Raw genomic sequence first — 14,474 nt, forward strand, 5'->3', positions numbered from 1 at the left:
TTTATCCTTTTAAATTACTTGAAAACCATAAGCATAGGGATCATCATCATCAATCGTAATGGTATTTTGACCATAAATTTTTGCCCACCCTTTTATACTGGGAATAATTGCCGGTTTCCCAGCTAAATTAGTTTCTTCTTCTACACGACCTATAAATTGAGATCCGATAAAACTCTCATGTATAAAATTTTCTTTTAAGGCTAACTTGCCTTTTGCATGCCATTGTGCCATTCGTGCAGAAGTACCTGTACCACAAGGTGAACGGTCAATAGCTTTATCGCCATAAAAAACTGCATTACGAGCAGTGGCAGATTCAGAAATAGTTTTGCCAGTCCAAAGCATATGACTTACATTTCTAATCGTACAATCCTCTGGGTGAATAAACAAATCTGGATATTTACTATTAATTTTCTCCCGTAATTCTTGGCTGAACTGAATCAATTTACTAGCTGAAAAATCTTGAATTCCTGTGAAATTTTCTTGCGGATCCACAATAGCATAAAAATTACCTCCATATGACACATCAAAAGTTAGTTCTCCCAAATCTGATGATTCTATAGTTAAATCTGTAGCTGCTAAATACGACTTTACATTCGTCAATTTCACCCAATCTACTTTAGAATTGGTTTGCTGATAACTAATTTTAACCAAACCAGCAGGGGTTTCCATACGAACTTCTCCCGGAATTTTAGGACTTATCAATCCTTCTTCAATACCTATAGTAATAGCGCCAATGGTACCGTGACCACACATAGGTAGACAGCCACTTGTTTCAATAAACAAAATTCCGAAGTCATTGTTTGGATTACTTGGGGGGTAAAAAATACTACCGCTCATCATATCATGGCCTCGCGGTTCATACATTAACCCCTTTCGAATCCAATCAAATTCTTTTAAAAAATGTTGCCGCTTTTCGCTCATGGTAGCACCGACCAAATCGGGACCACCTTTTTTAATTACCCTTACAGGATTGCCACACGTATGTGCATCGATACAAACAAATGTTGAACTAGCCATAAAAAAATTATTTCGTACGATTAATATAAGCGTTTACCCTGCGCTCTAATATGGGTAATGTTACCGTACCCTGTTCTAAAACGATTTCATGAAAATCACGAATATTAAAATTTTCAGCTAAAACTTCCTCTGCCTTTTTTCGGAGTTCCCTTATTTTCAACTCACCTATTTTATACGATATTGCTTGACCTGGCCATGCTATATAACGATCGGTTTCGGTGTTTATCTCATGCACCGATAATGCTGTATTATTGGTCATATAATCGACCACTTCTTCTCTACTCCATCCTTTTGCATGAATACCGGTGTCAACTACTAATCTACAAGCACGCCACATTTCATAAGTCAATTTACCGAATTCTTCATATGGCGTTCTATAAATACCTAGCTCATTCCCTAAAAACTCGGTATAAAGAGCCCAGCCCTCACCATAAGCGGACAAGTACATATTTCTTCTGAAATTTGGAATACTATCGCCTAATTCCATATTTAAACTTCCTTGTAAATGATGACCAGGTACGGCCTCATGTGCAGTCAATGAAGGTAAAGTATACAATGGTCTACTTTCCAATTTATAGGTATTTACCAAATAATACCCTGGTTGTGTTTTTGATGAAGGACCCGAGTATCTACCACCTGTATATTTAGGCGCAATGGCATCAGGCACTTTTACAACACCATATGGGCGTCGCGGTAGTGTTGAAAAATATTTTGGTAATTCGGCATCGATACGTTTTGCTATATCTCGTGCGTTCATCAAAAGCTCTTCACCTGTTTTTGCATAAAATTGAGAATCAGTTCTAAGAAAAGTTAAAAACTCTGAAAAGCTTCCTTCAAAATTTACCTTTTTGATAATCGCATTCATTTCAGATTTTATACGAGCGACTTCAGAAAGCCCTATAGCGTGAATATCATCTGCTGTATATTCGGTTGTAGTTGTATAGTAATTAATTCTATTTTGATAGAATTCTAACCCATTGGGTGTTTCAGATACTCCAATAGTTTTTCGTGTAGTCGGTATATAATCTGTTTCAAAAAAAGCTTTAATTTTTTTGAATGATGGTACAACCTTATCCATTATAATATTCTGAGCTGCAACCGTAATAGAATCTTGTTGCGCTAAATTAATTTCTTCAGGCAGCTGTTGTAAAGGTCCGTAGAAACTACTTTGCGAATAATCGTTTACAATGTGCGTATCATAGGTTGATTCATAACCATTAAAAATTATTTTAGGTTGCGAAACACCTTCTCTTAAACCTTTTTTCAATAAAACGATATGCTCGTCAACAAAACCAGGTATGGCATTTAGTATTTTCAAATACTGTTTTGCATCTTCATAGCTTAAAATTGGTGTTATCCTATAATTAAGGTTTAAATGAAAACCTTGATCCGCCTGTATCGGATTTAAGTACATTTTATACCGATACTCATCTACCTCATTTTGGAGCTGAAACCTTAATAGTTCGAAAGAAATCAATTCAGTTTCAGTAAGTGCAGTTTTATCTAAACTAGCTAGTATAGCTAGTTTCTTTTCAGCAAAATCAGCATTTTTTTTCGCTAAAGATTCGTTGTGAACGCCTAAAGGGTATTTACTTCTATCAAAAGAACTATACCCTTCTATTCCTGAAATTACCGCAGATAATGTTGTTTTACTTTTTTGAGCTTGAGAACACATCGTAAATAGAAGTAACGACATGTTTAAAAACGTAATAACATAGTTGAATTTATAACTCGAGCTTTTCATTAGTTCCGTTTTAATTGGTATACCGGCCTTCTTCTAAACGTACTATCCCTAATGGATTTTCATTTTGTAGCGCTTTTGGCAGAAATTTATTTGGCCAATCTTGAAAGGAAACCGGGCGTACCCATCTTTTTATAGCGGAAGTACCTACGGAAGTAAAGCGTGCATCGGTTGATGCGGGAAATGGCCCACCATGAACCATTGAAGAACAAACTTCTACACCAGTAGGCACACCATTAAACAAAATACGCCCTACTCTACTCTGAAGAGCATCAACCACACTATCATATGTTGCAAGATCCTTTTCGTTTCCTAAAATTGTACCAGTTAATTGGCCTTCTAAATTATTTAATATTTCTTCTAGCTGTGCCATGTCTTCGCAACTTACAATTACAGAGAAAGGCCCGAAAACCTCTTTATGAAGTTTTGTATTCATTAAAAACTTAGCGCCACTTACTTTTAGTATTGTTGGTCGTGCTACATTCGCGCTAGTTTCTTTAATATAATCTGCTATAACAGTAACCCCATCCTGCCCAGATAATTCATTTTTGCCTTCATTATATTTAGCATAAATATTTGGATGCAACATCGCGGTTGGCTCAAGCTTAAGAATTTCTTGAGATAAGGTTTTGGAAAAAGCATCTAATTGGTCTCCTTTTATGCCTAAAACCAAACCAGGGTTGGTACAAAACTGCCCAGCACCTAAATTAATAGATGAAGCATATTTAGTCGCCCAGGTATCGCCATCCACCTCAAGTGCAGAAGGAAGAATTATCACAGGATTTATACTACCCATTTCTGCAAAAACAGGAATAGGCTCATCGCGTTCGTTTGCTAATTTAAATAAGGCTGTGCCACCATGTATACTACCCGTAAAACCAACAGCCTTAACCTTTGGGTGTTTTACCAATTGTTGACCTACCCCAAAACCCCTACTATTTAAATTTGAGAAAACCCCATTTGGCATTCCCGTTTTCTGAGCGGCTTTTATAATTGCCGAAGAGACTAATTCTCCCGTTCCTGAGTGCATTGGGTGACTTTTAACAATCACTGGGCATCCTGCTGCAAGTGCACTTGCGGTATCACCACCAGCAGTAGAAAATGCCAATGGAAAATTACTGGCTCCAAAGACTACAACTGGCCCCAATGGAAATAACATTTTTCTAATATCCGCTTTAGGCATTGGCTCTCGGTCTGGTTGTCCTTTTTCAATTACAGCCTCTACCCAAGACCCTTCTTTCAAAAGGGCTGCAAACGCTCTTAATTGTCCCATGGTACGGCCACGTTCTCCACGAGCCCTACCATCTGGCAAACCCGATTCTTTACAATAAGTTGTTATCAATTCATCTCCCAAAACCTCAATTTCAAGAGCTATCGCTTCTAAAAATTCAGCTTTTTTAACTCCAGAAACATCTTTATATACTTTATAAGCTTCAGAAGCCAATTTAACCGCTTCATTAATTTCCACCGATGTTGCCTCGTAAAATGTAAAATCGGTCTCTTTATTGGTTTTAGGATTGAATGTCTTATAGGTTATATCTCCTTCTTTCGACAACTTGTTTCCTATTATATTTTTTCCACTTATCATTTTCTGTTTTTTCTGGTACTCAAAAATAAAGAAAGAACCTATAATAACTTCGGATTCCTTATATACTTTTCAAACTAATTAATCTTCTTATTTCATCATAACTAATTAAATAACAATTAGTTAATTTATTTATACTGAGGTAATTTTGGTCTAGAAGCCATTCCTTTTTTAATGATGGTAGCGACTCGTTCTCTTTCTGCACCTATTAAAGGTAATCTTGGCGCACGTACATTTTCAGTACCGATTCCTGTTGCAACTTCTGCCATTTTAATATTTTGAACCAATTGTGGACTTATATCTAATTCCAATAAAGGCAAAAACCATCTATATATTTCTAAGGCCTCTTCTATTCTTCCTGCTTTCGCTAACTCGAAAACAGCACAAGTTTCTGCTGGAAATGCACATACCAATCCAGCTACCCAACCATCGGCACCCATAAGAACACTTTCTAATCCTAAGGTATCAACACCTGTTAAAACTTTTAAACGATTACCGAACCTTGATTTAATACGGGTGATATTAGAAATATCTCTCGTCGATTCCTTAACCGCTTGTATATTATCACAAACCATTAACTCATCGAACATATCTAAAGTTACCATGATACCATAATCTATAGGATTATTATAAATCATAATTGGTAAGCTTGTGCTTTTTGCAGTTTCTTTAAAGTAAGTTACCGTTTCATAATCATTGGCCTTATAGCGCATTGGCGGTAGCATCATTAAACCTGTAGCACCGCAATCCTCAGCGACCTCTGCAGCCTGTATAGCACCTTTAGTGGTCTGTTCTGCTATATTAATAATTACAGGAACCTCGCTCTTAACAAGCTTCACGGTCTCTTTCATTAATATTTTTTTTTCATCATAGGTAAGTGTACTCGCTTCTCCTAAAGTACCCCCTAATATTATTCCGCTTACACCAGCTTCTAATTGCGCTTTAATGTTAACTGAAAACATTTCTAAATCTAATTCGTCTTTATCATTAAATTTAGTAGTAACTGCAGGCATAACGCCTTTCCATGAAATACTCATCTTATCTATTTTTAGTGATACCCAAAACTACTAGTAGCTTTTTAAACATTGTATTATCATATTAACCAGACCTGAGACTATTCTACCCTATTATTTTCTTTTATTTGAATTAATGTGATAAATTAGATGTAAATGAAAGTATATCCTTTTAAAATACCTAAACCTGTAGATGCACAATTAATTGTTCAAATTGATAAGGAGCCTATATTCTATAATCGTTTACATCAACATGAAGAAATTCAAATCAGTTATATTATTAATGGTACAGGTAAATTATTGGTTGGCGATAGTATTCATCAATTTTCAAGAGGGGATATTTATGTAATTGGCAGTAATCTTCCGCATATTTTCAAGAGTATTCCAGGAGAATTAGACGCCCATATGATTACTGTTTTCTTTACCGAAAATACATTCGGAGATGATTTTTTCAAGTTACCTTACTTCAAAGATTTACAATCTTTTTTCTTAAATTCAAACAGTGGATTCAAAGTAATTTCAGTCGCAAAACGTATATCCGATTCAATATTAAAATTGTCCTCGCAAGACAAGTTAGAACGTTTCGTTACTTTTTTAAGGCTTTTGGAGCTCTTAAGCACTGCAGATATAGAACCATTAAGCAAATTTATTTATTCGAAAACTTTAACATCTAATGAAGGTGAACGCTTACAAGTGATATTCGATTTTGTTTTCAAAAACTTTCAAAAACCAATTACATTAGAAGAAATCTCTAAAATGGCTTTTATGACCCCCAATGCATTTTGCCGTTTTTTTAAACAACGTACCAATAAGACTTTTTTTCAATTCTTAATCGAGCTCAGAGTTGAACATGCAAGCCTATTACTCAGTTCTAAAAAAGAATTGAATATTAATCTTATTTCCGATTTATCTGGTTTTAATTCAATTTCGAATTTCAATAAAAAGTTTAAAAAGATAAAAGGCGTAACCCCTACACAATATCAACACTCTATTTTTATCTAGAATAGTAGGTTTCCCTATTTATTATCCTCAAATATTTTATAATGAAAAATAGGTTTCTATATTTGCGCTTCCATAAGAAAACATTTGCCCACGTGGTGAAATTGGTAGACATGCTACCTTGAGGGGGTAGTGTTCGTAAGGACGTGCTAGTTCGAATCTAGTCGTGGGCACAAAAAGGCTAGATAAAAATCTAGCCTTTTTTATTTTGATAATTTTAACTTTCCAATAGCACTTGACAAATCAATTAATTGTAGATTTGTTTAATATTTTTTCAGAAAACATGAACAATGTAAAAAAGCAATTTAGCATTAGAGATTTAGAGAACCTCTCTGGTATTAAAGCACATACTATTCGAATTTGGGAAAAAAGATACAATCTATTATCACCTGAAAGAACTGACACTAATATTAGAACATATAGCCTTTCTAGCTTACAAAAGTTGCTAAATGTTACTCTTCTTTATAATAATGGTCATAAGATTTCTAAAATAGCAAAAATTTCGAACCATGACATCACCTATGTTGTAAAAGAAATTGTAGCAAAGCATAGTCAAAAGAGTCAGGCCATAAATGCGTTTAAATTAGCGATGGTCAATTTTGACCAGACCATGTTTTTCAATACCTATAATGCACTTTTACAAGAGAATTCTTTTCGTGAGATATTTAAGGAAACATTTGTGCCGTTGTTAAACGAATTGGGTCTGTTATGGCAAACCGATACTATTAGTCCGGCCCATGAGCATTTCATAAGTAGTTTAATTAAACAAAAAATTCTGCTTAATACTGAAAAGTTACAGCACTTAGAACCTACCAAAAAAGATAAAATTTTTGTCGCTTTTTTACCAGAAAACGAAATTCACGATATAGGTCTATTATATATTAACTATGAAATAATCTTAAAAGGATATAAATGTATTTATCTAGGACCAACAATACCGATGGAAAATCTAGAAGACGTTTTAAAATATTTTGATGATATATATTTCGTGTCCTATTTCACCGTTTTTCCTGAGAAAGACCGTATTAATAAATATTTAGAAGATTTTAGTGCGTTGGTTTCAAATTATAATAATCCTAATTTTTGGATATTGGGAAGACAAACCCATTTTATTGACGAAAAAACAAAACCGAACTTTTGTAAAACGTTTCATTCTATAGACAGTTTGGTAAGTAATCTTTAATTGAAAGTTAATAAATGAAAAAAAAATGTATCGTAATAGGTTCTGGTTTCGCATCATTATCAGCAGCATGTTACTTAGCAAAAGATGGGTGGAACGTTTCTGTTTTTGAAAAAAATGACTCTGCTGGTGGCCGTGCTTCTCAATTCGTTAAAGAAGGCTTTATTTTTGATATGGGGCCAAGTTGGTATTGGATGCCAGATATCTTCGATAAGTTCTTTGCCGATTTCAATAAGAAAACTTCCGATTATTATCAGCTAGACAAATTAAGTCCTGCATATAAAATTTTCTTTTCTGATGACATCATTACCATTGGTGATTCGATGGATAAGATTTGTGTTGAATTTGAAAGAATTGAACCTGGTAGCTCAAAAGAGTTGAAAAAGTTTATTAACGAGGCACAAGTTAATTATGATATTGCCATCAATAAAATTGTTTTAAGACCAGGTCTATCTCCGTTAGAGTTGGTGACCAAAGAAACTATTTTAAAAGTTGACCAATTTTTTAAGACCATAAGTTCTCAAGTTAGAAAGCGATTTAAAAATCCGAAATTAATATCTACTTTAGAATTTCCTGTATTATTTTTAGGTGCAAAACCTAGTAATACTCCCTCATTTTATAGTTTTATGAACTTTGCCGATTTTGGTTTAGGTACTTGGCATCCAAAGGGTGGAATGTATGAGGTGATAAAAGCCATGCAGAATCTTGCTATTGAATTGGGCGTTACTATACAGACTTCCAAACCCGTTGATAAAATAGTAGTAGCGAACGGAAAAGCTACAGGGGTATCCTCTAATGGAGAAATATTTAATGCTGATGTAATATTGAGCGGTGCAGACTATCATCATTCAGAAAGTTTACTTGAACAAAAATATAGACAATATTCAGAAGGGTATTGGGACAAAAAAGTATTTGCCCCATCATCATTGCTCTTTTATATAGGATTTAATACCAAATTGAAGAATATTGAGCATCATAATCTATTCTTTGATACTGATTTTGAGTTACACGCAAAAGAAATATACGATAATCCAAAATGGCCATCGAATCCATTGTTTTATGCAAATTTCCCATCTATAACAGACAATAGCATGGCTCCAAAAGATTGTGAAACCGGATTTTTCTTAGTACCTATTGCTACCGATTTAGAGGATACGCAAGAATTAAGAGACCAATATTTCGAATTAATTATAAACAGATTCGAATTAAAAACTGGTCAAAACATTAGAAATAATATTATATTCAATGAGGCATTTTGCGTTAAGGATTTTAAAGAGCGATACAACTCGTATAAAGGAAATGCTTATGGCATGGCAAATACACTAACACAAACGGCATTTCTTAGACCTAATCTAAGAAGTAAAAAAGTAACTGATTTATATTTTACAGGACAACTGACTGTACCTGGCCCCGGAGTTCCTCCTGCATTGATCTCTGGTAAATTAGTGTCAGAATTAATTATAAAAGATAATTAGTTTAACGCATGAAAGGAACTTTTGACCAAGTCTCGTACAATTGTAGTAAAGTCGTTACTGAACGATACAGCACTTCGTTTGCATTAGCAACCAAAATGCTCCATTCTTCTATTCGTGGCCACATATATAATATTTATGGTTTTGTTCGCTTTGCAGATGAAATCGTAGATACATTTCATGATTATGATAAGGAAGTACTATTTGATAAATTTGAGAAAGAATTGGAATCAGCATTAAATGACAAAATAAGTCTTAATCCTATTTTGAACTCCTTTCAACATACCTATCATACATACAATATTCCTAAACATCTCGTGGATTCTTTCATGAAGAGCATGCGAATGGATTTAGTGAAAAATGTTTATCTATCTGATGAAGAATATAAAGAATACATATATGGGTCAGCAGATGTAGTTGGTTTAATGTGTTTAAAGGTATTTGTAAAAGGTAATCTTGAGAAATATGAAAAATTAAAGGAATCTGCAATGGCTTTGGGGTCGGCATTTCAAAAAGTGAATTTCTTAAGAGATGTAAAGGCAGATTTTGAAGAATTAAATAGATCATATTTTCCAAACACCAATTTACAGGAGCTAGATGAAAATTCTAAAAATCGAATTGTTGAAGAAATTAAGGCAGATTTTAAGTTAGGTTATGAAGGTATTATAAGCTTACCCACAGAAGCTAAATTCGGTGTTTACACAGCTTATAAATATTACTATAAATTATTAAAAAAGTTACAAAACACACCCTCTTTAGAAATTAAAAACACAAGAATTAGAGTGCCTAACTACCAAAAATTCGGTCTTTTAGCACGCTCTTATGTTAAATTAAAAATGAACTTAGTATAATGAATATAGTAATTTGGATTTTAATATTTTTAGGAACTTTTTTGTTCATGGAATTTATGGCGTGGTTTACGCACAAATACATAATGCATGGTTTTCTTTGGAGTTTACATAAGGATCATCACAAGAAAAATCATAATTCTTGGTTTGAAAGAAATGATGCTTTTTTTATTTTTTACGCTATTGTTAGTATGTCCTTATTCTATTCTGGCACCACTGGTTTTTGGTATGGCTATCCATTAGGATTTGGAATATTAGCATATGGCGTAGCTTATTTCTTAGTTCACGACATCTTTATTCACCAACGTTTTAAACTATTTAGAAACGCTAATAACTGGTATAGCAGAGGTGTTAGAAGAGCTCACAAAATGCATCACAAGCATTTAGGAAAAGGTAATGGAGAATGTTTTGGTATGCTCTTCGTTCCTTTTAAATACTTTAAGAACTAACTCAATAGGGCGTTTGCATCAGTTTTACAAACCGAGAAACAATCATCAGAAAAGTAGTAAAATCTTTAGCTTAGTAAATTGACAAAACTGTTTAGGTTTTTAGCACCTTATAGAAGCTATTTTTCTGAAATTAAATCGTTTAGTAGATTATTTACCTTTTCATTGTCCCAATCAGCAATAGCATTCTGGTGTATAACGATAAAACCTTTTTTATCTATTACATAAGAACCTGGTGGCTTAAGCAATGATAATGGGCTTGTTTCACCTATAATTTGGTATGTTACAGGAAATGTATATCCTTTCTTTTTCATAAAAAGTTCGACAGGCTCTCTTTCCTCGTTCGTTATAATATAGAATTTTATCTTATTTCCAAAAGTATCATACAAGTACTGAATATCTTTTAATTGTGCCTGTGATGGCATGTGCCAAGATGTCCAAAAAGTAATGAATGTCACTTTTCCTTTAGCCTCATTAAAATTTATAAATTTCCCGCTCCAATCTTTAAGCTTCCAGTCATAATCGGAAATTTTACCTCTTTTTTCTTGCTTTATAATGGTTGGTGAAGTAGCAAAAATTCTATTTAAGAGTATTTTGCTGTAATCACCCAAAGGTGTAACAAAAAATGAAAGTACGAATGCAATAATTAATAGGGTAAAAACCGTTTGTCTCTTCATTGAAATTTAATAGAGTTCAAAACTAAAAAACTCCTGATAATAATCAGGAGTTTTACTTACTTATTTTTAACTATTGATTTATAAAGCGTTTTCTCTTTTAATTACATTAAGAGCCGAACCTTCTCTATACCATCCTATTTGGGCAGCATTATAGGTATGATTTACTTTAATTACATCTTTACTACCATCAGTATGAACAATCTCTATTGTTAATTGTTTGTCCGGTGCAAATTCTGAAATATCAAGAAAGTTAAAAGTGTCATCCTCTTGAATAAGGTCATAATCACTTTCATTCGCAAATGTAAGACCTAACATACCTTGTTTTTTAAGGTTTGTTTCATGTATACGTGCAAATGACTTAACTAAAACAGCAGCAACCCCTAAATGACGCGGCTCCATTGCAGCATGCTCACGAGAAGAACCCTCACCGTAGTTGTGGTCACCAACAACAATACTTCTAACACCCGCGGCTTTATAGGCACGAGCCGTATCTGGTACTCCACCAAATTCTCCGGTCAATTGATTTTTAACCAAGTTAGTCTTGTGCCCAAAAGCATTAACAGCACCAATTAAACAATTATTCGATATATTATCTAAATGACCACGGAAACGTAACCAAGGACCCGCCATTGAGATATGATCAGTAGTACATTTACCAAAAGCTTTAATCAACAATTTAGCACCTTTTAAACTTTCGTCTTTTATTGGCGTAAATGGCTCTAATAATTGCAGTCTTTCAGAATCTAAAGCTACTTTAACAACTACACCAGAACCATCTTTGTCTGGTGCAAGGTAACCAGCATCCTCTACTTCAAAACCTTTTGGTGGTAATTCCCATCCTGTTGGTTCATCGAACATGACTTCCTCACCGTTTTCATTGATTAGTTTATCCTTCATAGGATTAAAATCTAACCTGCCCGCAATTGCAATAGCTGCAGTTATTTCTGGAGAAGCTACGAAAGCATGCGTATTTGGATTACCATCTGCACGTTTTGCAAAGTTCCTATTAAAAGAATGCACAATGCTATTTTTTGGTGCATTTTTTGGATCACTGTAACGAGCCCATTGACCGATACATGGCCCACATGCATTGGTAAATATTTTAGCATCTAATTTCTCGAATATTCCAAGAATACCATCACGAGCAGCTGTATAACGTACTTGCTCAGAACCAGGATTAATTCCTAATTCAGCTTTCATTTTTATTCCTTTATCAATAGCTTGTTGTGCGATTGAAGATGCTCTAGACAAATCTTCGTAAGAAGAATTCGTACAAGAACCGATTAATCCCCATTCAACAGCTAATGGCCATTCATGTGCAGTAGCCTTTTCAGTCATATCATGACCAACTTTGGTCGACAAATCTGGCGTAAAAGGACCGTTCAATAAAGGTGTTAATTCTGATAAGTTAATTTCAATAACCTCATCAAAATATTTTTCCGGGTTTGCATATACCTCGTCATCAGCAGTTAAATGCTCTCTAACTTTGTTTGCAGCATCAGCAATATCTGCTCTATCTGTAGCTCTTAAATAACGCTCCATAGAGTCATCATAACCAAATGTAGATGTGGTAGCACCAATTTCAGCGCCCATATTACAAATAGTTCCTTTACCGGTACATGATAGAGATTTAGCACCAGGCCCAAAATATTCTACGATTGCTCCAGTTCCACCTTTTACAGTAAGAATCTCAGCAACTTTCAGTATTACATCTTTCGGTGCAGTCCAACCAGAAATTGTTCCAGTCAACTTAACACCTATTAATTTTGGGAATTTTAATTCCCAAGCCATACCTGCCATAACATCAACAGCATCGGCACCACCAACACCAATAGCAACCATTCCTAATCCACCTGCATTTACAGTATGTGAATCTGTACCGATCATCATACCTCCTGGAAACGCATAATTCTCTAGTACAACTTGGTGAATGATACCTGCACCTGGTTTCCAAAAGCCAATTCCGTATTTATTAGAAACAGATTCTAAAAAATCGAAAACTTCAGCACTGGTTGTATTTGCAGATTTTAAATCAGCAGTAGCACCATTTTTCGCCTGGATCAAGTGGTCACAGTGAACTGTAGTTGGTACAGCTACTTTAGCTTTACCCGCTTGCATAAACTGCAATAATGCCATTTGAGCGGTTGCATCTTGACAAGCGATACGATCCGGGGCAAAATCAACATAATCTTTACCTCTAGTAAATGCCTTACTTGGCGCTCCATCCCAAAGATGTGAGTATAAAATTTTCTCCGAAAGGGTAAGTGGTTTTCCGACAATATTCCTAGCCTCATCAACACGTTTAGCCATATTAGCGTAAACCAATTTTATCATATCAATATCAAATGCCATTCTTTATCTTATTTTAAGTTAGCGCAATTCGGTAAATTTAAGAAAATCTACAACGCAATTAAAATTAAATAAGTATGATTGTACCGTTTTTCTTAAATAGGTTGAGGTTGTATAACCAATACATTCTGTCGAATGTGTACATTGTAACAATTTGTATATAAAAAACGAAAAATATAAGAGGGAAAGTTAAAGCAATTTATCAATAATATCTTCTTCTGTGATACCTTCTGCTTCTGCTTTATAATTTTTGATAATACGATGGCGAAGTATCCCTTTTACAACTATATGAACATCTTCAATATCTGGTGAAAATTTACCGTTAATTGCAGCATTTGCTTTCGCACCTAAAATAAGATTTTGTGATGCCCTTGGGCCAGCACCCCAATCCAAGTATTGTTTTACATAATCTGAAGCTGAATCTAAATTTGGCCTCGTACTATTTACTAATCTGACAGCATATTCAACAACATTGTCGGCAACAGGAATTCTTCGTATTAATTCTTGAATTTCTATTATATCTTGAGCGTTAAAAAGTGGATTTATAGTTTGCTTAATATTAGCCGTTGTATTCTTAACCACTTGAATTTCTTCTGCAATTGAAGGGTATTTTAATTCTATTGCAAACATAAACCTATCTAATTGAGCTTCTGGTAAAGGATAAGTACCTTCTTGTTCAATTGGGTTCTGAGTCGCCAATACAAAATATGGAAGTTCTAATTTATGCTGATGACCGGCTATTGTAACCGATCTTTCCTGCATTGCTTCTAAAAGTGCTGCCTGTGTTTTTGGTGGAGTTCTATTAATTTCGTCAGCCAAAATGATGTTAGAAAAAATAGGCCCTTTAAGAAATTTAAAATTTCTATTCTGATCTAAAATTTCACTACCAAGTATATCACTTGGCATTAAATCGGGAGTAAATTGTATTCTTTTAAAATCTAAACCTAAAGCTTGTGCGATGGTATTCACCATCAACGTTTTTGCTAGACCAGGAACACCTATTAATAAAGAGTGCCCACCTGTATAAATTGAAAGCAAAATCTGTTCAATTACATCTTCTTGACCAACAATAATCTTGGCTATTTCCTTTTTAAGCTTGGCATGTTTTACTACTAGGCGTTCTATAGCGGCAACGTCTGACATATAT

The 14,474-nt window shown here is 34.3% G+C and carries 12 protein-coding genes and 1 tRNA gene; 6 read left to right on the forward strand and 7 right to left on the reverse strand.

Going from position 1 to position 14,474, the window contains the following annotated elements; genetic code table 11:
* Positions 1–9: 9 nt before the first annotated feature.
* The 4 genes from AACZ49_RS03030 to AACZ49_RS03045 all read right to left on the reverse strand — a co-directional run bounded on the left by AACZ49_RS03030 (position 10) and on the right by AACZ49_RS03045 (position 5,380).
* Positions 10–1,017, reverse strand: a complete 1,008-nt coding sequence (locus AACZ49_RS03030; protein ID WP_339651476.1) for a 4-hydroxyproline epimerase — start codon at positions 1,015–1,017, stop codon at positions 10–12.
* Between the two features lie 7 nt (positions 1,018–1,024).
* Complete coding sequence (locus tag AACZ49_RS03035; RefSeq protein WP_339651478.1) at positions 1,025–2,761, reverse strand: DUF885 domain-containing protein; 1,737 nt, start codon at positions 2,759–2,761, stop codon at positions 1,025–1,027.
* 10 nt (positions 2,762–2,771) lie between these two features.
* Entirely contained in the window at positions 2,772–4,346 is a 1,575-nt protein-coding gene (locus tag AACZ49_RS03040) for an aldehyde dehydrogenase (NADP(+)) (protein ID WP_339651479.1), read from the reverse strand.
* Between the two features lie 125 nt (positions 4,347–4,471).
* Positions 4,472–5,380, reverse strand: a complete 909-nt coding sequence (locus AACZ49_RS03045; protein ID WP_339651481.1) for a dihydrodipicolinate synthase family protein — start codon at positions 5,378–5,380, stop codon at positions 4,472–4,474.
* Positions 5,381–5,512: 132 nt separating this feature from the next.
* On the opposite strand from AACZ49_RS03045, the gene AACZ49_RS03050 reads away from it, so the two are divergent.
* From AACZ49_RS03050 to AACZ49_RS03075, 6 genes are all read left to right on the forward strand, one after another.
* Positions 5,513–6,358: an AraC family transcriptional regulator gene (locus AACZ49_RS03050; protein ID WP_339651483.1), complete on the forward strand. Its 846-nt coding sequence runs from the start codon at positions 5,513–5,515 to the stop codon at positions 6,356–6,358.
* Positions 6,359–6,444: 86 nt separating this feature from the next.
* Positions 6,445–6,528, forward strand: a tRNA-Leu gene (locus tag AACZ49_RS03055).
* A gap of 110 nt (positions 6,529–6,638) precedes the next feature.
* Positions 6,639–7,538 carry a MerR family transcriptional regulator gene (locus AACZ49_RS03060; RefSeq protein ID WP_339651485.1) on the forward strand — a complete coding sequence of 300 codons (900 nt, stop codon included), beginning with the start codon at positions 6,639–6,641 and terminating at the stop codon, positions 7,536–7,538.
* 14 nt (positions 7,539–7,552) lie between these two features.
* Positions 7,553–9,010 carry a phytoene desaturase family protein gene (crtI, locus tag AACZ49_RS03065; protein ID WP_339651486.1) on the forward strand — a complete coding sequence of 486 codons (1,458 nt, stop codon included), beginning with the start codon at positions 7,553–7,555 and terminating at the stop codon, positions 9,008–9,010.
* A gap of 8 nt (positions 9,011–9,018) precedes the next feature.
* The gene (locus AACZ49_RS03070) at positions 9,019–9,858 is read left to right on the forward strand and encodes a phytoene/squalene synthase family protein (RefSeq protein WP_339651487.1); all 840 of its coding nucleotides are present in this window, start codon (positions 9,019–9,021) and stop codon (positions 9,856–9,858) included.
* Positions 9,858–10,304, forward strand: a complete 447-nt coding sequence (locus tag AACZ49_RS03075) for a beta-carotene hydroxylase (protein WP_339651490.1) — start codon at positions 9,858–9,860, stop codon at positions 10,302–10,304. The genes AACZ49_RS03070 and AACZ49_RS03075 overlap by 1 nt, the downstream gene beginning before the upstream one ends.
* Before the next feature lie 116 nt (positions 10,305–10,420).
* On the opposite strand, the gene AACZ49_RS03080 is transcribed toward AACZ49_RS03075, so the two are convergent.
* The 3 genes from AACZ49_RS03080 to AACZ49_RS03090 form a co-directional block, all read right to left on the reverse strand.
* Positions 10,421–10,978 carry a TlpA disulfide reductase family protein gene (locus tag AACZ49_RS03080; RefSeq protein ID WP_339651492.1) on the reverse strand — a complete coding sequence of 186 codons (558 nt, stop codon included), beginning with the start codon at positions 10,976–10,978 and terminating at the stop codon, positions 10,421–10,423.
* A 78-nt stretch (positions 10,979–11,056) separates the two neighbouring features.
* Entirely contained in the window at positions 11,057–13,330 is a 2,274-nt protein-coding gene (locus AACZ49_RS03085; protein WP_339651494.1) for an aconitate hydratase, read from the reverse strand.
* A gap of 186 nt (positions 13,331–13,516) precedes the next feature.
* Positions 13,517–14,470, reverse strand: a complete 954-nt coding sequence (locus tag AACZ49_RS03090) for a MoxR family ATPase (RefSeq protein WP_339651497.1) — start codon at positions 14,468–14,470, stop codon at positions 13,517–13,519.
* Positions 14,471–14,474: the final 4 nt, after the last annotated feature.

This window comes from uncultured Maribacter sp., from assembly GCF_963975365.1.
Taxonomy (GTDB): Bacteria; Bacteroidota; Bacteroidia; order Flavobacteriales; family Flavobacteriaceae; genus Maribacter.

Bases quoted from the DNA above. Each gene is read 5' to 3' on its own strand.
- AACZ49_RS03030 (WP_339651476.1), bottom strand. From the start codon at position 1,017: ATGGCTAGTTCAACATTTGTTTGTATCGATGCACATACGTGTGGCAAT.
- AACZ49_RS03035 (WP_339651478.1), bottom strand. From the start codon at position 2,761: ATGAAAAGCTCGAGTTATAAATTCAACTATGTTATTACGTTTTTAAAC.
- AACZ49_RS03040 (WP_339651479.1), bottom strand. From the start codon at position 4,346: ATGATAAGTGGAAAAAATATAATAGGAAACAAGTTGTCGAAAGAAGGA.
- AACZ49_RS03045 (WP_339651481.1), bottom strand. From the start codon at position 5,380: ATGAGTATTTCATGGAAAGGCGTTATGCCTGCAGTTACTACTAAATTT.
- AACZ49_RS03050 (WP_339651483.1), top strand. From the start codon at position 5,513: ATGAAAGTATATCCTTTTAAAATACCTAAACCTGTAGATGCACAATTA.
- AACZ49_RS03060 (WP_339651485.1), top strand. From the start codon at position 6,639: ATGAACAATGTAAAAAAGCAATTTAGCATTAGAGATTTAGAGAACCTC.
- crtI (WP_339651486.1), top strand. From the start codon at position 7,553: ATGAAAAAAAAATGTATCGTAATAGGTTCTGGTTTCGCATCATTATCA.
- AACZ49_RS03070 (WP_339651487.1), top strand. From the start codon at position 9,019: ATGAAAGGAACTTTTGACCAAGTCTCGTACAATTGTAGTAAAGTCGTT.
- AACZ49_RS03075 (WP_339651490.1), top strand. From the start codon at position 9,858: ATGAATATAGTAATTTGGATTTTAATATTTTTAGGAACTTTTTTGTTC.
- AACZ49_RS03080 (WP_339651492.1), bottom strand. From the start codon at position 10,978: ATGAAGAGACAAACGGTTTTTACCCTATTAATTATTGCATTCGTACTT.
- AACZ49_RS03085 (WP_339651494.1), bottom strand. From the start codon at position 13,330: ATGGCATTTGATATTGATATGATAAAATTGGTTTACGCTAATATGGCT.
- AACZ49_RS03090 (WP_339651497.1), bottom strand. From the start codon at position 14,470: ATGTCAGACGTTGCCGCTATAGAACGCCTAGTAGTAAAACATGCCAAG.